14 protein-coding genes are annotated in these 19,298 nt (G+C 63.3%); all 14 read left to right on the top strand.

Annotated elements, in window-relative coordinates; all coding sequences use genetic code 11:
* Positions 1-8 precede the first annotated feature (8 nt).
* Positions 9-1,499: an N-acetylneuraminate synthase family protein gene (locus tag VJ673_RS13485; protein WP_324126630.1), complete on the top strand. Its 1,491-nt coding sequence runs from the start codon at positions 9-11 to the stop codon at positions 1,497-1,499.
* Positions 1,500-1,502: 3 nt separating this feature from the next.
* A complete protein-coding gene (locus VJ673_RS13480) occupies positions 1,503-3,365 on the top strand; it encodes a thiamine pyrophosphate-binding protein (RefSeq protein WP_324126629.1) in 1,863 nt (620 codons plus the stop codon).
* Between the two features lie 58 nt (positions 3,366-3,423).
* A complete protein-coding gene (locus VJ673_RS13475; protein ID WP_324126628.1) occupies positions 3,424-5,094 on the top strand; it encodes a B12-binding domain-containing radical SAM protein in 1,671 nt (556 codons plus the stop codon).
* 9 nt (positions 5,095-5,103) lie between these two features.
* On the top strand, positions 5,104-6,264 hold the full coding sequence (locus VJ673_RS13470; protein WP_324126627.1) for a class I SAM-dependent methyltransferase: 1,161 nt from the start codon (positions 5,104-5,106) through the stop codon (positions 6,262-6,264).
* On the top strand, positions 6,261-6,806 hold the full coding sequence (locus tag VJ673_RS13465; protein WP_324126626.1) for an NUDIX hydrolase: 546 nt from the start codon (positions 6,261-6,263) through the stop codon (positions 6,804-6,806). The genes VJ673_RS13470 and VJ673_RS13465 overlap by 4 nt, the downstream gene beginning before the upstream one ends.
* On the top strand, positions 6,803-7,861 hold the full coding sequence (locus VJ673_RS13460; RefSeq protein WP_324126625.1) for an NAD-dependent epimerase/dehydratase family protein: 1,059 nt from the start codon (positions 6,803-6,805) through the stop codon (positions 7,859-7,861). The genes VJ673_RS13465 and VJ673_RS13460 overlap by 4 nt, the downstream gene beginning before the upstream one ends.
* Positions 7,862-8,025: 164 nt before the next feature.
* Complete coding sequence (locus tag VJ673_RS13455) at positions 8,026-9,135, top strand: radical SAM/SPASM domain-containing protein (RefSeq protein ID WP_324126624.1); 1,110 nt, start codon at positions 8,026-8,028, stop codon at positions 9,133-9,135.
* Positions 9,093-9,977 carry a hypothetical protein gene (locus VJ673_RS13450; RefSeq protein WP_324126713.1) on the top strand — a complete coding sequence of 295 codons (885 nt, stop codon included), beginning with the start codon at positions 9,093-9,095 and terminating at the stop codon, positions 9,975-9,977. The genes VJ673_RS13455 and VJ673_RS13450 overlap by 43 nt, the downstream gene beginning before the upstream one ends.
* A gap of 108 nt (positions 9,978-10,085) precedes the next feature.
* Positions 10,086-14,681, top strand: coding sequence for a glycosyltransferase (locus VJ673_RS13445; RefSeq protein ID WP_324126623.1), 4,596 nt, complete (start codon positions 10,086-10,088; stop codon positions 14,679-14,681).
* A 332-nt stretch (positions 14,682-15,013) separates the two neighbouring features.
* Positions 15,014-15,856, top strand: coding sequence for a flagellin N-terminal helical domain-containing protein (locus VJ673_RS13440; protein WP_324126622.1), 843 nt, complete (start codon positions 15,014-15,016; stop codon positions 15,854-15,856).
* Between the two features lie 240 nt (positions 15,857-16,096).
* Positions 16,097-16,936 carry a flagellin N-terminal helical domain-containing protein gene (locus VJ673_RS13435; RefSeq protein WP_324126621.1) on the top strand — a complete coding sequence of 280 codons (840 nt, stop codon included), beginning with the start codon at positions 16,097-16,099 and terminating at the stop codon, positions 16,934-16,936.
* Positions 16,937-17,027: 91 nt separating this feature from the next.
* A complete protein-coding gene (locus tag VJ673_RS13430; RefSeq protein ID WP_324126620.1) occupies positions 17,028-17,435 on the top strand; it encodes a flagellar protein FlaG in 408 nt (135 codons plus the stop codon).
* A gap of 18 nt (positions 17,436-17,453) precedes the next feature.
* On the top strand, positions 17,454-18,860 hold the full coding sequence (gene fliD, locus VJ673_RS13425) for a flagellar filament capping protein FliD (protein ID WP_324126619.1): 1,407 nt from the start codon (positions 17,454-17,456) through the stop codon (positions 18,858-18,860).
* A gap of 21 nt (positions 18,861-18,881) precedes the next feature.
* Entirely contained in the window at positions 18,882-19,295 is a 414-nt protein-coding gene (fliS, locus tag VJ673_RS13420) for a flagellar export chaperone FliS (protein WP_324126618.1), read from the top strand.
* The last annotated feature ends 3 nt before the right edge of the window (positions 19,296-19,298 follow it).

Genomic DNA, 19,298 nt, shown 5'->3' with positions numbered 1-19,298 from the left:
ATCACGCCATGAAACCGCTCTTCGTCTTTGAGATGGCCAACAACCACATGGGCGACGTCGATCACGGCGTCCGTACGATCCGCGCCATCCGCGAAGCCTGCGAAGGATTCGAAGACGCGTTCGACTTCGCCTTCAAGCTCCAGTACCGCGATCTCGACACCTTCATCCACAGTTCGATGCGCGGCCGCGACGACGTCAAATACATCAAGCGCTTCGAGGAAACGCGCCTCTCCGACGAGGCCTTCCGCTCGCTCGTTGCCGAGATGGCGGCCCAGGGATTCAGGACGGTGTGCACGCCCTTCGACGAGCCCTCCGTCGATCGCATCGAGGCACACGGCATCCATACGATCAAGATCGCCAGTTGCTCCTTCACTGACTGGCCGCTGCTCGAACGCATCGCCCGGGCCGACAAGCCCGTGATCGCCTCGACGGCCGGCTCGACGCTCGAAGAAATCGACAACGTCGTGAGCTTTTTCCTGCACCGCGGCAAGGATTTGACGCTGATGCACTGCGTCGCCGAATACCCGACACCCGACGACGCCCTGCAGGTCAACCAGATCGGCCTGCTGCGCGAACGCTACCCGGACTGCCGCATCGGCTACTCCACCCACGAGTCACCCGACAACACCGTCGCCGTCATGCTCGCGATGGCCAAGGGCGCCTCGGTGTTCGAAAAGCACGTGGTCTTGCCGACGGAGCGCTACCCGGCCAACGCCTACTCGGCCGATCCTGGCCAGATCCGCGATTGGCTCACCGCGGCGCGCCGTGCAATGCAGATCTGCGGCAGCAACGAACGCTATGCGCCGTCGACCGTCGAACGCGCCAGCCTGAACAGCCTGCGTCGCGGCGTGTTCGCGCTGCGAGACATTCCCGCCGGCGCCGAGATCGACAACAGCATGATCGAGTTCGCCTTCCCGCCGAGCGAAGGCCAGGTGACGGCGAACGAATGGTCCAAGTACGCGCGCTTCGTCGCCAATGAAACGATCGCCGCAGGCGCACCGGTCATGCACGTCGGCGTCGCGGAACACCATCTGCGCAGCAAGGTGCTGCAGGCGGTGACCGCCGTGAAGACGCTGCTGAAGGCCGGTAACATTGTCGTGCCGGGCAAGTCCGATCTCGAGATCTCGCACCACTACGGCATGGAGCGCTTCGACGAGTTCGGCCTGACGATGGTCACCGTCGTCAACCGCGAGTACTGCAAGAAGCTGCTGGTCATGCTGCCCGACCAGACCCATCCCGAGCAGTATCACGAACAGAAGGAAGAGACCTTCGTCGTGCTGCACGGCGACCTCACCCTGTGGCTGGACGGTGAGCAGCAGCAAGCGAAGGCTGGCGACGTGATCACGGTGAACCGGGGCGTACGCCACAAGTTCCACACCGAAGGCGGCGTGGTATTCGAAGAAATCTCGTCGACCCATTACAGGGACGACTCCTTCTACACCGACCCCGCGATCGCGCAGAACCCGCGACGCAAGACCTGGCTCACCTATTGGATGTAAGCAATGACCTCGATTCGCGTCGCAGACTTCATCATGCAACGGCTGGCCGACGAAGGCCTGCGCCACGTTTTCGTCCTGCCCGGCGGCGGCGCCATGCATCTGAATGATGCGCTGGCCTGCGAAACGCGGCTCACCGCCGTCCCCTGCCACCATGAACAAGCCTGCGGCATCGCAGCCGAGGCCTACGGGCGCACCGGCCACCCGGACAATCCCGGCTTTGGCGTCGCGCTCGTCACGACCGGTCCCGGCGCGACCAACGTGATCACGCCCGTTGCCGGCGCGTGGATCGACTCCGTACCGCTGCTGGTGATCTCCGGCCAGGTCAAACGCGCCGACCGGCTGAACGGCCGCCCGCTGCGCCAGGGCGGCGTACAGGAAGTCGACGTGGTGTCGATGGTGAAGTCGATCACCAAGTACGCGGCGACCGTCACTGATCCGCTCGACGTCGGCAAGCATCTCGACGAAGCCTTGCAGGCGATGAAATCCGGCCGCCCCGGCCCGGTCTGGATCGACGTGCCGCTCGATATCCAAGCCGCACCGATCGATCCCGCAGCACTGCCACCGCGCGCCGAGCCTGCTGCAACAACCGCTCCCGCAACCAACGTGAAACCCGTTGCCGCCTTGCTGCGCGACGCGAAGCGCCCCCTCTTCCTCGCCGGCCACGGCGTGCGCCTATCCGGCGCAGCCGAGAGCCTGCGCCATCTGGCCGAATCGCTCGGCGTCCCGGTCGCGACGACCTGGAACGCGCTCGACATCCTGCCCTGGGACCACCCGCTCAATGCCGGCCGGCCCGGCGTCGTCGCCTTGCGCGGTGCCAATTTCGCGGTCCAGAACTGCGACCTCCTCATCGCCGTCGGCTGCCGTCTCGACAACATCATCACCGCCTACAACCCCCGCGGTTTCGCCCGCGCGGCAACCAAGGTCGTGGTCGACGTCGACGCTGCCGAGCTCGACAAGCTCGACATGGACATCGCGCACAGCTTCGCGATGGACGCCGGCGCATTCATCGACGCACTCGCCGCTGCAACCCGCGGCGTTCCTGCCGCCGACCACGCGCCGTGGCACAAACACATCGCGGACTGGAAGCAGCGCTATCCGATCACCGATGGCCGCCCCTTCCCCGAGAGCGGCCCGATCAGCCATTTCCAGTTCGCCGATGCGCTATCCGACGTCATTCCGAAAAACACCCTCGTTGGCACCGGCAGTTCCGGCCTCGCGGTCGAAGCCTTCTACACCGCCTTCCGCAACCGCGAAGGGCAGCGCGTCTTCCTGACCTCCGGCCTCGGCGCGATGGGCTACGGCCTACCCGCCGCCATCGGCGCCTGCCTCGGCAACGGCCGCCAGCCGATGGTCGCGGTCGAATCCGACGGCAGCCTGCAGCTCAATCTGCAGGAACTGGCGACACTCGCCGGCCAGCGCCTGCCGATCTGCCTGATGGTCATGAACAACGGCGGCTACTGCTCGATCCGCAACACTCAGCGCAACTACTTCGAGGGCCGCTACATCGGCACCGGTCCCGAGGCCGGACTGACGATGCCCGATCTCGCGAAAGTCGCCGAGGTGTATGGTCTGCCCTACCTCGCGATCGACGATGCTGCCGACCTCGCCCAGGGTCTTGCCCGCGCGCTCGAACTGCCGCGCCCGTGCCTGATCGACGTCCGGCTGATGCCCGACGAGACGCTCGCGCCCAAGTGCGCCGCGATCCCGCGCGCCGACGGCTCGATCGTGTCGATGCCGCTCGAGGATATGAGCCCGCTGCTGCCCCTGGAAATTCTCAAGAACGAGATGATCGTGCCGTTATTGTCAACATCGCTCGAAGCTGCCAGACCCGCCATGCCCCCCGTAGCCGCCGCAACCGAGGAATGAGCCCACGGAAGGCTTTTTCCCGGTCCCCCCCAGAGTGATCCGCCCCAAGAGGTAGCCCATGACCAAGATCCTGTTCATCGTTCCGCCGAATCTTTCGTACGAGAAATATGTCCAGCCGGCGGAGAACACCCGCCAGGTCCGCAAGTCCGATGGCCGCCTCTACGGCAACCTCGCCACCGACATGCCGATCGGCATCCTGTCGATGAGCGCGTATCTCAAGGCGGCGACCGATGTCGACATCCGCCTGATCGACTTCAATATCGAACTGAACGCGCTCGACCGCTTCGATGCTGCGTCCTTCGCCGAATACTTCTCGGCCTTCCTTTCGGAGCGTTACGCCGACTTCGATCCCGACATCGTCGGCGTCTCCTCGCTGTTCAGCCCCTCATATTTCAACCTGCTCGACCTCGGCCGCTGCGCGCGCGCCCTGTTCCCGCGCGCCCTCGTGATCGCCGGCGGCAGCGTGCCGTCGAGCATGTACAAGCACGTGCTGAAGAACTGCCCCGACTTCGATGCGCTGTGCTACGGCGAAGGCGAAAAGCCGCTGCTGGACCTCGTCCGGGCCGCCGACCGCCGCGCCTACATCGAGGGCAGCCCGTCGTGGGTCACGGACGCCAAGATTGCGCGTGGCGACATGTTCGCCCACGACTTCGTCGATGACCTCGACGATCTGCCGTTCTACGACTACGAACTGTGCGAAGTCGAGCGCTACGGCATCAACCCGGCGATGACCGCCTACGCCGCAATCGAGGACAAGTCGAACAACTTCCACGTGATGACCTCGCGCGGCTGCCCCTTCAAGTGCACCTTCTGCGCCTCGCACAAGGTCCATGGCCGCCGGATGCGCTACTACAGCCTGGAACGCGTCCGGGCGGACTTCGAGCGGCTGCGCGACCGCTACGGCGCCCGCACGCTCGTCGTGCAGGACGACCACTTCATGGGCGACAAGGAACGCGCCCGCGCGATCGTCGACATGATCGGCGAGCTGAAAATGACCGCGGTCTTCCAGAACGGCCTCGCGCTCTACGCGCTCGAACGCCCGATGCTCGAGGCCTTGCGCGGCGCCGGCGTGAACCATCTGGTGCTGGCGATCGAGTCGGGCAGCGACCGCGTCCTCAAGGACATCATGAAGAAGCCGCTGAAGCTGCACATCGCGAAGCGCGTCGCCGACGACTGCCGCGAACTCGGGATCTACACCAACGCCAACATCTTGATCGGCCTGCCCGGCGAGACCAAGCAGGACATCGAAGACACGCGCGCTTTCCTCAAGACGGTCAACGCGAACTGGTTCATCGTGCTCGCCGCGTCGCCGCTCGTCGGCAGCGAGATGCACGAAATCTGCGAATCCAAGGGCTACCTGAAGGACGGCTACATCGGCAAGGACTACAAGAACGCCGTCGTCGAAACCGAGCACTTCTCCGCCGAATTCATCCAGGAGCAGATGTACCTGATCAACCTCGAGTTGAACTTCATCCACAACCCGGACATGCGTCTCGGCGAGTACGAAAGCGCGCTGAAGGGCTTCCAGAACGCCCTCCGCGCGAAGAGCGACCACGCCTTCGCCTACCATTTCGCCGCACAGTGCCACGAGCGCCTCGGTCGCCACGACAAAGCGGCCGAGTTCCGCGAGACCGCAGCCCGCATCGTCGAGACCAGCCCCTTCTGGCAACACTACTTCGCGCATTTCGGCCTCACTGCCGGTCCGGCCAAGATCCCCGTAGCAGCCTGAGCGGTATCGATGAGCAATACCTGTCGAATCTGCGGCCACCCGCTCTTCCCCACGCCGCTGCTGGTCCAGCATGACATGCCGGCGGCGGCCCAGGGGCTGCCCACGGCCGATGGGCTGGCGGCGGATTGCGGCGTCAGCCTCGCGCTGCACCAATGCGCGGGCTGCGGACTCGTGCAGCTGACGAACGCGCCGGTGCCCTACTGGCGAGACGTGATCCGCGCCGCCGGCACTTCGCCGGAGATGCGCGGCTTCCGCCTCGCCCAGTTCGGCACCTGGCTCGATACGCATCGACTCACCGGCCGGAAGGTGCTCGAAGTCGGCTGCGGCGGGGGTGAATACCTGGCGCTGCTCGCCGAGTGCGGCGCCGACGCCTTCGGCATCGAGCACAAGAGCGAGTCCGTGCAGGCCTGTCGAGCCGCGGGCCTGCGCGTCGAGGAGGCCTTCCTCGACGGCCCCGAGACGCAGCTCGCCGACGGCCCGTTCGACGGTTTCGCGATCCTGAATTTCCTCGAACACATTCCGGACGCACACCGCACGCTGCAAGGAATCGCCGCCAACCTCTCCGACGGCGCGACCGGTCTCGTCGAAGTGCCGAACTTCGACATGATCGTGCAACAAGGCCTGTTCGCCGAGTTCATTCCGGACCACCTCTACTACTTCACGCGCGAGACGCTCACCGGCCTGCTCGAACGCAACGGCTTCGAAGTGCTCGACTGCCGCCCCGAATGGCACGACTACGTGCTGTCGGCAACCGTGCGCAAACGCTGTCCGCTCGACCTCACCCCGCTCGCCGCATGCCAGGCCACCCTGAAAGCTTCGTTCGACGCCTTTCTCGACCGCTTCGGCGCCGGCCGCGTCGCGATCTGGGGCGCCGGCCACCAGGCGCTGGCGCTGATCAGCCTGATGGGCATCGCGCCGCGCATCCGCTGCGTGCTCGACTCTGCCCCCTTCAAGCAAGGCCGCTTCACGCCGGCCACGCACCTGCCGATCGTCGCTCCGGAGCGCCTTTCCGACGACGAGGCCGGCAACGTGGAAGCCGTCATCGTGCTCGCGGCGAGCTATTCCGACGAGGTCGCGCGCATCCTCCGCGAACGCCACGGCAACCGTTTCAGCGTCGCGGTGCTGCGCGACAACCGCCTCGAAACCGTGATCGACGGAGCGGCGCAATGAATCGCGAACACGTGCCGGTCGACAAGATCCGGGAAGCGATCGCGACCCTGCAGGCAGCGATCGGCTCCGCACGCGCCGGACTGCCTGAGGAAGTCTTTCTCTTCGTCAGCAGCCTCACGCCGATGATCAACGTCGATCTGCTGATCCGCGACGAAGGCGGCCGCACGCTGCTCACCTGGCGCCACGACCAGTTCTACGGCCCCGGCTGGCACATCCCGGGAGGGATCATCCGCTTCAAGGAGGCGTCGGGCGAGCGCATTGCCGCCGTCGCCGACCGCGAGCTCGGCGCACGCGTCAGCGCCGAACCGCAGCCGCTGTGCCTCCACGAGATCACGAATCCGAATCGCGACATCCGCGGCCACTTCATCTCGCTGCTCTACACCTGCCGGCTCGAATCGCCGCTCGACGAGCAGCGCCGCTTCGACCCGCAAAACCCGCGCAACGGCGATTGGGCCTGGCACGCGGGTAGCCCGGACAACCTCATCCGCGTCCACGAAATCTACAGGCCCTGGCTCGATGCCGCGGGGTCCGGCAACGCATGACTGCAACTGATCCACTCTTCGAACAGGAAATCGATGCCGTCGTCCGCCGCTTCGACACCGGCTGGGACACCCTGCGCGGCGCACGCCTGTTCATCACCGGCGGCACCGGCTATTTCGGCCGCTGGCTGCTCCCCCTGCTTGCCCGCGCAGACGAGACGCTCGGCCTCGACCTCCAGGTCACCGCGCTCAGCCGCGCACCGGAACGTTTTCTCGCCGAGGTCCCGGACCTCGAAAAACACCCGTCGATCGCGTTTCACCGCGGCGATGTACGGGACTTCGAATTTCCCGCCGGCGAATTCACGCACGTAATTCATGCCGCAACGACCGCCGCGGCGGCGACCTTCCACCGGACCGAAGATCCCCTGACGAAATTCGACACGTCCTACTATGGCACCCGCCGCACGCTCGAATTCGCCGCGGAACGACGGATCGGCCGCATGCTGATGCTCAGCTCCGGCTCCTACTACGGACCGCTGCTGCCCGAGTACGACAGCTACCCGGAGAACTACCCCGCTGCGCCCGAGCCGACCAACCTCGAAGTCAGTGTCGGCCATGCGAAACGCGCCGCCGAATTCCTGTGCTCGGCATTCGCCGACCGGCACAATCTGTCGTTTTCGACCGCGCGCTGCTTCACCTTCCTCGGCCCCCACCTGCCGCTCGACCTGCACTACGCCGCCGGCAATTTCATCCGCGACGCCCTGCATGGGGACGCCATCACCGTCGCCGGCGACGGCACACCGATCCGCTCGTACATGTACACCGGAGACCTGATGGTCTGGCTCCTCGCGCTGCTCACGCGCGGCCAAAACGGCCGGGCCTATAACGTCGGCTCGGACGAGCCCGTCACGATCGGCGATCTTGCCCGCCGCATCGGGCACCTCGTCGCGCCGCAGAAACCGGTACGCATCTTGCGACAGGTCGAAGGCCCGGTGACCCGTAACGTGTATGTGCCGGAAGTGCGTCGCGCCCGCACCGAGCTGGGCCTGGACTTCTGGACCTCGCTCGACGAATCGATCCTGCGTACCGCCGAGATCGCGGCCAAAACGGCAAATTAGGCCGCCCCGCCGCCCGTATTCCGACCTTGGAGGAAGCATGACCGACCGCACAATGCATCCCATTACCAATAAAGCCGCGCAGAACGGCCGATAAGCAGCACCCCGACACGCCCGGCAGCCGAACCCTGACTGCCCCGCGTCAGATCATCACGGAGAACACCATCATGAGCGCCACCCAAATTGCCGATACCGGCCTGACCGCCGCCGAAGCCGCGAAGCGAAACGACCTCGCCTCGCGCAAGCCGTACGTCGCGGCCAAGCTCGCCCGCATCAGCGAAATGGAGGCGCGCGGCGACATCAGTCCGATCATCCGGCTGGAAAAGAGCTATCTGTGCAACTTCCAATGCACGCACTGCTCGGCCGAGTACTACATGGACCGCCATCTGCACAAGGTCTTCAAGATCGAGGACGAACGCCGCAAGATCGATCTCGACGACATCCGCGAACTCTCGCGCCAGGCCGACGAGCTCGGCATCGCGCGCTTCGTGATCACCGGCGGCGAGCCGCTCGTGATGAAGGATTTCGACGCCGTCGTCGAGGCCATCGACCCCGACAAGCATTACGTGATTACCGACACCAACGGCTGGTTCCTGGACTACGAACGCGCCAAGCATCTGAAGGCGATCGGTGTCGAGAAGGTCCAGCTCTCGCTCGACAGCTTCATCCCCGAACAGCACGACGCCTTCCGCAACAAGCCCGGCTCCTACAAGCGCGTGATGCGCGCGATCGACGCCTCGATCGATGCGGGCCTCAACCTCATCCTCTCGACGGTGCTCGTGAAGGGCCGCGCGAAAACCGACGAGTTCAGGGAAATGTGCGAGTTCTGCACGAAGAAGGGAATCGGGCTCTATGTGTCGTACGCGAAACCGACCGGCTCCTGCACCGAGCATCCCGAATTCGTCATCACCAAGGAAGACGCGGATATCGTTCGCGAGTTCGAGAAGAAGTACAACGTCTTCACGCACATGACGCCATCCTACGGCTCATTCAAGGGCTGCATCACCGTGAAGGGGCTGATCACCGTCACCTCGACCGCCGAAGTCACGCCTTGCCCCTACATCGACCTTTCCCTCGGCAATCTGCGCGAAACCTCCCTGGCCGAAATCCTCGATCGCGGCATGCGCAACCCCTGGCTCGGACCGCATCGCCCGGATTGCCTGATCGGAGAAGACCCGCAATTCATCAAGCTCCATACCGAAAAGACCAAGAATTCCGTCCTGCTCCCGGTGCCATGGGGCAAAGGCTTTTCGGATTCCGATTCCCTCGTCGATTGATTTCCGCGGCCGCCACGACCGCACCGATCATTCCCGATATTTCATTCAAATCTATGTCCGAAAATAATCCTGCCGACCTCTTCGACGAATTCGGCCGCTGCATTCCGGCCGAATCCGTCGGCGCCCACCGGAAATCGCGGCGCTATTTCCAGATCGCCAAACCGGAAATTGATTACGCGGCGATCCTGGAGCGCAGCGTGCGCCACTTTGGCAATTCCATCGCCGACGAACTCGACGCAGCGCGATTCCAGGCGCGCGTCGAATCGATCCTCGAAGGCCTGTCCAAGGACCTGGCGACGAAGAACATCACGCGCGGAGTCGGCATACCTTTCATCGTCCCGAAGACGACTGAAGCCGATATTGGCGCGGCACTCGAAAAAACCTATTTGCCCGCCGTCGCGGCCGCGTTTCACGAAAAGCTCCCGGACGCCACGTTCAAGAACCATAACCGCCATCCGCTCGACGGCCAACTTGGAATCGTTTCCGGGTCGCGCCACGAATCGCTGATCGAAGCGGCAGGCCGCTCCGCGGTCGTCGGCATCTATTTTCCTTGCCTCTCCGAATACTCGGTCCCCGGCGCGGTTGCGCAAACGAAGCTTCTGCCCGAACAATTCACGCTCGCGGGCGGCTATGACACCTGTGCGGCGCTCGTCGGAACGCCGGACCTGCTGATACGCGCCGACGGCTATCCGCCGCTCCTGTGGCTCGGAGCACTCGAAACGCAAGACAAGACCTCCGGCTTTCATTTCGAAGCCTACGGCCTGAACCTGACGTTCAATCACCGCGGACACCACGACAAGATGGCGGAATATTGGTGGTGCGGGCTGTCCGTCCTGGGATAATTCGCACCTTGACCCGGATTCCCGACGCACCGACCGTTGCCGTGCGGGGGTCCGGCCTGAACCCTCACGGGCCGCATCCTGGCGGCCCCTCCTCCGCCCTGACCGCCGATGCCGAATTCATTCAAAAAGCTGTATCGCGAGCGCCGCCAACCTTATTACATCACGGCCCCGAATTATTCCCGCGCCTCGGCGGGCATCCGCGTCATGCACCGGCTGTGCCACGCGCTGAATCTCGCAGGCGAGGAAGCCTGGATCACTTGTCCCGAAACCGACCCCTCGCTCAATACGCCCTTATTGACCATGAGCGTCCGCCGCGAACACGAAGCAGCGGGGCTCAGGCCGATCGCGGTCTACCCCGAAGTGATCGCCGAAAATCCGCTCGATTGCCCGGTCGTCGTCCGATATATCCTGAACGTTCCGGGATTGCTCGGCCAACGCCCCGCCTATCGCGACTCGGACCTCTTTTACGTTCATACCGACGAACTCGCGCAGCATCTGGATCGCTGCAACGGACTGCTCTTCCTGCCCACGACCGACGCGTCGATCTTCAACAACTTCGATAATCCCTTCGACAACGACCGTCACGGCGCCTGCATCTATTTCGGCCGCTACGAGGAAGGCAAAAAGATCTGGAAGGATCTGGCCGACAATTGCACGGTTATCACAAAGGAATTCCCGGCCACCCACCCTGAGCTCGCCGACCTCTTCCGACGCAGCGAACGTCTCTACTGCTTCGAGAACACCACGCTGCACCTCGAAGCACGACTTTGCGGCTGCCCCGTCGTGCTGCTCCCGAGCCCTTTCATCGATCTCGACAAACCGTTCGGCGGACAACTCGGCTTCAACGTCGGGCTCGCGCGTTCCAACGACGAGCAGGCGCTGGATGAAGCACGCCGCAGCGTCGGCGAGGTTGCGAAGGTCTACGAGGCGCTCGAAGAGAAGTTCTGGACCCAGCTCGAAGCATTTGTCGAATTCACCCAAGAGCAGGCCCGCAACTCGAAGGCTGCATCTCTCACCGGCACTGGCCTGCCGGTGGCATCGTCATCGGTGAAAGCGCGGACCGAAGATTTGCCGCTGTTCGACCGCCGCCGCCCCTACTACATCGTCGCCGACGACTACACCCGCGTCGACAGCCGCGTGCGGGCCATGCATCAGCTCTGTCACGCCCTCAATCTGGCGGGCGCCGAAGCCTACATGGTTTGCGGTCGAACCGCGCCCGAACTGCGCACCCCGCCATTGACCCTCGCCATCGAGGAACAGCACCGCTCGGCCGGGGTCGTCCCGATCCACGTCTATGCCGACGACGTCGCCGGCAACCCGCTCGCCGGGGAAAGCGTGGTTCGATACGCGGTCCGCGCGGCGCTGGAGGCCGTTCCTGGCGAACTCCTGTTTGCGGCGGCGCCCGATCTGCTCCCCGCCGACGCCACTGAAGATCAGCTCCTCTTCGTCCCCATTGTCGACCGCTATCGCTTTTCTTCCGATGGCGCGACTGGTGAGCGCCCGCGGGTTCTCGCCTACACCGGCGGCTTCCCGGACGCCCACAAGCTGTACGCCGGCCTGCTCTCGCAATGCGAAGAGATCACGCGCAGCCATCCCGCGACCCAGGACGAATTGGTCAAGGTGCTGCGCCAGGCGGACCGACTCTATTGCTTCGGCGAATCCAATCTCGCGCTCGAAGCGGCCCTCTGCGGCTGCCCCGTCGTCTACGTTCAGGCGCCGGGCCAACGTCCTCACCCGGGGGGATTCTTCGCGTACGGCGATCAGGGTCTCGCATTCGACGACAACGAAGATGCGCTCCATCAGGCGCGGGAAACCGTCGGCCAGATCCGGACGCAATATATCGATCTCGCGAATCGCTTTCCCCAGCAGCTCTCGAATTTCATCCGCCAAACGCAGCAACTAACGATTCGCCCACGTCCGGAAAACGTGCATATCAGCGAACCGGAATCGGTCTTCTCGCATTGGCGTCGCTGGCGTTTTGCCGCGCCCAATATCGAGGGATCGAACTACGAGCAATGGCGTTCGAATAAGATCGTCCGCGAAATCGACGCCGAGCTTTTTGCCGAACGCATGATGCGCAAATGGCCGTCGCGGCCCCGGTTTCATTTCGCCCTCGAATTGCGGGCGGGGGAGGAATCGCTCCTCGCCGACACGCTCGACGCGCTCGACTGCCAGCTCTATCAGGATTGGCAATTCACCATTGTCGCCCCCTTCGCGGCGCCGGATCCGGAATTCCTGAACCTGCCCCATATCCAATGGGTCACCGTCGATAGTGCCGATCAAGTGACGGCCGCGATGCAGCGCGCCTTCAAACAGACCGATTCGGACTGGATCGCTGTCCTCGAACCCGGCGTCCGCCTCGAGCCCCACGCGCTGCTCGTCTACGGCGATTACATTGCCACGCACCCGTCCTGGCTCTTCGTCTATTCCGACGACGACGTGGTCAATCCGAACGGCGAACTGACGACTCCGCGCTTCAAGCCCGACCTCAATCTCGATCTGCTGCGCTCGATGCATTACCTGGGCAGTCTGTGCATCGTGCGGCGACAGGCCCTCCTGCAAGCCGGAGGTCTCGGCGAGGACAGGGGCGCGGAAGTCTACGACATCGCCCTGCGCATCCTCGACAATTTCGGCGTGTCGACGATTGGCCACATTGCGGAGGTCGTCTATCACTCGCCCGCCCTCTCCATGCGCGAGATCGCGGTCGAATCGGAGCGTACCGCGCTCGCAAACCATCTCGCGCGCTGCGGCGTCACCGCGAGGATCGTGGACGGCCATGGCTTCGCGACTCGTCGTGTCCTCTATACGCCGAACGACGAGCCCAAGGTTTCGATCGTCATCCTGAGCACCAACAAAGCCGAATTCCTGGCACCCTGCCTCGACAGCATCCAGTCGCTCAGCATTTATTCGAATCTCGAAATCCTGCTCATCGACGGGGGGAATACCGATCCGGACTCCACTTCGCTTCTCGCCAGCCTCGCCGCCGGCCCGACGAAGTTTCCGGTCACGATCCTCGACTTGTCGCAGCTGCCGAACCTCGCGGCGCGCTACAACGCGGCGGCCAAGGCAGCCAAGGGCGACTACCTCGTCTTCCTCGACGACGACACGGTGATCCTGCAGGAAGACTGGATCGACCGCCTGCTGAACATCGCGACGCGTCCCGAAGTGGGCATAGCCGCTCCCCGCCTCGGTTACCCGGGAAGCGGAAGGATCCGGGATACCGGACAGGTTCTCGGACTCGGCGGCTCCGCCGCCCCGGCCTGGGACAACCTGCTGGAACCGGACGAACCGGGCTACCAGGGCCTTGCAACCGTCGATCGGAACGTCTCCGCGGTATCGCCCGCCTGCTTCATGGTTCGCGCCAAGCTCTTCCATGAACTGGCGGGCTTCGACGAGAAGGACTACCCGCAGGACTACGCGATCCTCGACTTCTGCCTGCGCCTGCGCGACACCAAGCACTGGATCGTCTGGACCCCATATGCGACCGTCGCCCATTACAACTCAGGCTCGCGACACGTCGCGCCGAGCGGCAACGCGCGCTTTACGCAACTGGCGGCACGCGAGCAGGAAAACGAGAATCTGCTGCGCAAGTGGCTCCCGACGCTGGCAAACGACCCCTTCTACAACCGCAACCTGAGCCTGAGTACGCCCTACCAGCCGGACGCCCAATTCACCGTTCCGTGGGACGTCAATTTCCACGAACGGCGCAGACTCCTGGGCTTTCCGCTGACGGGCGGTTCAGGCGAATATCGCGTCATCGCCCCCTTCCGCGCCCTCTCCCAGGCCGGACTCGCCCAGACCTGCGTGATCGAGCCGGTCGGGCACCAGATCCGCATCCCGTCGCTGACCGAACTCGTCCGCGCCGAACCCGATGTCATCGTCATGCATCAAGCCATTACGCCGCTGCACCTCGAAGCATTAGAGCGCTACAGGAAATACCGCCCCAACATCCTGCGCGTCACGGGACTGGACGACCTGATCTCGCTCCTGCCCGCCAAGCATCCACGGTACCGCCAGCGCTCGATCGACGTCCGGCCGCGCCTCAGGGCCTGCCTGGATCTGTGCGACCGCGCCGTGGTCAGCACCGAACCGCTCGCCGAACTCTGCCGCCCCCTCATCGACGACGTCGTCGTCATGCCCAACTGCCTCGAATGGGACATCTGGGGCAAGCTGGAGCCGGTGCACGCGCCGGGCGAAAAACCGCGCGTCGGCTGGATCGGGGCCCAGCAGCACTACGGCGACCTGGAGCATATCTTCCCCGTCGTCGAAGAACTCGCCGACGAAGTCGACTGGATCTTCATGGGCATGTGTCCGCCTGAAATCCGCCCCTTCGTCAAAGAGGCCCACGGCTGGACGCACGGACTCTCCGCGTACGCCTACAAGATGTCGACGCTCAATCTCGACCTGGCGATCGCGCCGCTCGACCAGAACCCCTTCAACGAAGCCAAGAGCAACCTCAGGCTGCTCGAGTATGGGGCAATGGGCTGGCCCGTCGTCTGCACCGACATCTATCCCTACCAAGATGCACCGGCCACCCGCGTTCCGAATCGCGCGAAAGCGTGGATCAACGCCATTCGGGAAATATTGTCGGACCGCGATGCCGCCCGCGCCCAAGGCCAGCAACTGAGGCAATGGGTGGAAAACGACTTCATCCTCGAAAAGCGCCTGCCGGACTGGCTCGACGCCCTCGTGAAGGCAAAGTAAGCCGGGCGTCGAGCCCTCCTTCGGACTCCGACCATCCGGAGTTGTCTCCCGAGAACGATGCTGGATGCCGGATCCCGCATCCCGCATCGTTCTCGTCCCCTGGCACACCACAATTCCGAACCTGCGCTCGACCGCGCAACCATATTTGCCGACCAACCGGCAAAAACATCCTCCGGCCTGCAAACCTTGCCGCCGCCGTCGCGCCTTCCGAACGAATTGACCCTTTTTTGGTCTTCATTTCCACAGATCAAGCCTTTTCAAACGCTGGCATTCTCTTTGCTGTGGAGCAGTACCAGGACATAGCCAATTGAAACCAAGTCAAGGAGGACATCATGGCTGCCACGATTAACACCAATCAAATATCGCTCAACGCGCAGCGGAATTTGAGCTCGTCTCAAGCGGGACTCGCGACGGCCATCCAAAGACTGTCTTCGGGTCTTCGGGTCAATAGCGCCAAGGATGACGCTGCGGGCCTCGCAATCTCGGAACGCATGAATGCGCAGGTGCGCGGCTTTAACGTGGCAATTCGGAATGCCAATGACGGCATTTCAATGGCTCAAACGGCCGAAGGTGCAATGCAGGCAATTACCGATAACCTGCAGCGCATGCGCGAATTGGCAATTCAGGCAATGAACGGCACCGTCACCACCGGCGCCGGCAGCGACGCGGCGAATCTCGATACCGAATATCAGCAATTGCAGTCTGAAATCAATCGCGTCATGAGCGGCACCACGTTCAATGGCCAACCCGCATTGAATGTCACCGCTGATACCAAGTTCCAGGTCGGTGCCGGCACCGGCGCCAATGACAGCATCACCGTGTCCGCCAGCCAGATCAGCCTGTCCGGCGCATTGACCGGCGTCACCGGCAGCGTCTCCGGTGGTTTCGCTGGCGCCAGCGCCCAGGTGGTCGCGATCGACGCCGCGCTCGACAAGGTCAATACCGCCCGTGCGAACTGGGGCGCGGTCCAGAACCGCTTCCAATCGGTGATCCAGAACCTCCAGGTCTCGTCGGAAAACATCGGCGCGGCGCGCGGCCGGATCATCGACGCCGACTTCGCGCAGGAAACCGCGAACATGACGCGCGGCCAAATCCTGCAGCAGGCCGGCACGGCGATGCTTGCCCAGGCGAACTCGATCCCGAACAACGTGCTGACGCTCTTGCGCGGCGGCTGATCACCGATCTGCCTCACACCCGTCACGGGGTGGACGGCGCGGCCTTCGAGGCTGCACCGCCCACCCCGTTTCCTTTTGCAGTAATGAGTGTCGGTTGCAACACTCAGCCCGCAAGAAAATTTATCTAAAGTTTTCTGAGGATGGCCCGTTATCACACTTGAGCAGAGCTGCAAGGCACGACACGGTGACCGCAAAGCCCCTGCCCCGAACAACCTAAACCATTGAAAGACGGAGGCCATCATGGCTGCAACAATCAACACCAATACGATGTCCCTGAATGCTCAGCGGAACTTGTCCACCTCGCAAAGCATGCTGGCCACGTCAGTGCAGCGCCTGTCTTCAGGCCTGCGTATCAATAGCGCAAAGGACGATGCGGCAGGTCTCGCGATTTCCGAGCGCATGAATGCCCAGGTGCGCGGCTTCAACGTCGCAATCCGCAACGCGAACGACGGCATCTCGATGGCGCAGACCGCTGAAGGCGCGATGCAATCGATCACCGACAACCTGCAGCGGATGCGCGAACTGGCCGTGCAGGCGATGAACGGCACGATCACCACCGGCACCGGCAGCGACGCGGCGAACCTCGACACCGAATACCAACAGCTGAAGTCCGAAGTCAACCGCGTGCTCAGCGGCACCCAGTTCAACGGCATCAACACCTTGAACATCACCGCCGACACGAAGTTCCAGGTCGGCGCGGGCACCGCGACCAACGACAGCATCACGGTTTCGGCGAGCCAGGTCAGCGTCTCCGGCGCACTGACCGGTGTCAGCGGCTCGATCTCCGGCGGTCTCGCCGGCGCCAGCGCCGAGCTGGTGGCGATCGACAGCGCCCTCGACAAGGTCAATACCGCCCGTGCGAACTGGGGCGCTGTGCAGAACCGCTTCCAGTCCGTCGTGCAGAACCTTCAGGTTTCGTCGGAAAACATCGCCGCCGCCCGCGGACGGATCGTCGATGCGGACTTCGCCCAGGAAACCGCGAACATGACCCGCGGTCAGATCCTGCAACAAGCCGGTACCGCGATGCTCGCCCAGGCGAACTCGATGCCGAACAACGTGCTGACGCTGCTGCGCGGATAACGCGGACACTTCAACACCGTAACATCGAGGGCTGGAGTGTCCGAAGGGCACTCCAGCCTTTTGCGCTAGAATGAACGCTGGAGGTTCCATTATGGCAATCGAATCCCTTGCAAGCGCCGGCCCACCAGGTTCAATGCTGCCTGTCGCCCAATATCAGCCGCGCCCGCTCGCACAAAGTGGTGTCGCCACCGGGGCTACCCCCGAATCGACAAGCGCCGCAGGGGCCCAGGCCGCGTCGGCAAACGTCGTGTCGGCGCAGGCTCCGACATCCATAACCAAGACTGACGTCGAAGATGCCGTCAAGAAGGTTCAGAAGGTCGTCGAAGCGCAGGCAAGCAATTTGCTTTTCTCTATCGACGAAGACTCGGGAAGAACCGTGGTCAAGGTCGTCGACTCAAGCACCAACGAGACCATCCGGCAAATTCCGAGCGAGGAAGTGCTTTCCATTGCCAAGGCACTCGACAAGTTGCAAGGTCTGCTGCTGCGGCAGACGGCCTGATCATTCTGGAGCAAAGACATGGCTACGATCTCCGCCGGCGGAATTGGCTCAGGACTGGATACCGCCTCGATCATTTCCCAGCTCATGTCGATCGAGCGTCAACCGATCACGGCGCTCACGAAACAGGTCAGTTCCTTCCAGTCGAAGCTATCGGCCCTAGGCCAGCTGAAGGGAGGCCTGTCAGCGCTTCAAACCGCAGCCGAAGCACTCAGCAAGACCGACAAGTTTTCCGCATTCAAGGCCACCGTCGCCGACTCCACGCTGTTCAGCGCCGCCGCGGGCACGACCGCGACCGCCGGAAGCTACGCCGTACAAGTCAAGTACCTCGCCCAGGCTCATAAACTGGCGTCGGCCGGTTTCGCAAGCAACTCAGCGACAGTGAACACCGGGACCCTGACCATCGAGCTTGGCCAGCTCACCGGTGGCGCGGGCGGCACCTACACGGCCGATGCGAGCAAGACGCTGTCCATCACCGTCGACGGCACGAATAACACCCTCGAGGGCGTGCGGAACGCCATCAATGCCGCAAAGAAGGGCGTCACGGCGACCATCGTGAACGACGGATCGGCCTCACCCGCTCGGCTCGTGATCACGTCGAACAACTCGGGAACGGCAAACACGATCCGGATGTCGGGCATCACCGGTCTCGATTACGATCCCGTCGCCAATACCGGTGCGATGGAACAGAAGATCCAGTCACAAGACGCCCAGCTCGAAATCGACGGCATTGCCATCACCCGCTCGACCAACACCGTTTCCGACGCCATTCCCGGTGTCACGCTGAATCTCACCAAGACCAATCTCGGCAGCACGACGACACTGACGGTCGCGTCGGACCAGGATACGGTGAAGAGTAATATCCAAGCCTTCGTCAAGGCCTACAACGATCTGAATTCGATGATCAAGACTCAAACGGCCTTCGACGCCAACACGAAGACCGCTGGGGCCTTGAACGGGGATTCGACCGTGCGCACTGTCGCCTCGCGCATGCGCTCGGTGATCAACGAGAGCGTTTCCGGACTTTCGAGCGGCTTTTCACGCCTCGCCGACGTCGGCATCAGCTTCCAGGCCGACGGCTCGCTGAAACTCGATTCCAGCAAGCTCGACACCGCGCTGTCGGATCCGACCAAGGACGTCAGCGCAATCTTCGGCGACGCTGCTGGCACCTCGGGCGTCGCAGCGGATATCGTCTCGATGTCCAAGTCCATGCTCGGAACCGGCGGCCTGCTGAGCAACCGCACCGATGGCATCAACGCCACGATCCGCCGGCTGAATGATCGCAAGGACTCGCTCGAGGTGCGGATGACCAAGATCGAATCACGACTTCAGGCTCAATTCACGGCACTGGACACAACGATGTCGAGCATGAATGCCACCAGCCAGTACCTCACGCAGCAACTCGCTTCCCTGAGTGCAAACCGTTAAGAAACACCGAGGAACATTCGAATGTTCGGAAAATTCCAAAGTCGTGCCGATGCCTATGCAAAGGTGGGGATCGAAACGTCGGTGATGACCGCCGACCCGCACAAGCTGATCCTGATGCTCTTCGATGGCGCGCTGATGTCGATTGCGACGGCCGGCGCGTCGATGGACATGAAGGACATCGCGGCCAAAGGCGAAGCGATCTCCAAGGCCATCGAAATTATCCTGAACGGCCTGCGCGCGAGCCTCGACCAAGAAGCCGGCGGCGAATTGGCGGCACGCTTGGCGGCGCTGTACGAATACATGGGCGAGCGGCTGCTCTACGCCAATCTGTACAACAGCCGGCCGGCACTGGACGAGGTCACCGGACTCCTGAACACGTTGCGTGAAGCGTGGGCAGGCATCGCCCCCAACGCGATGGCGACCGAAGCCGCCTGAGGC

This window comes from Aromatoleum sp. (genome assembly GCF_035254505.1).
GTDB lineage: Bacteria > Pseudomonadota > Gammaproteobacteria > Burkholderiales > Rhodocyclaceae > Aromatoleum.
The sequence above is the reverse complement of the archived record's forward strand: the minus strand, read 5'-3'. Positions and strand labels throughout refer to the sequence as shown.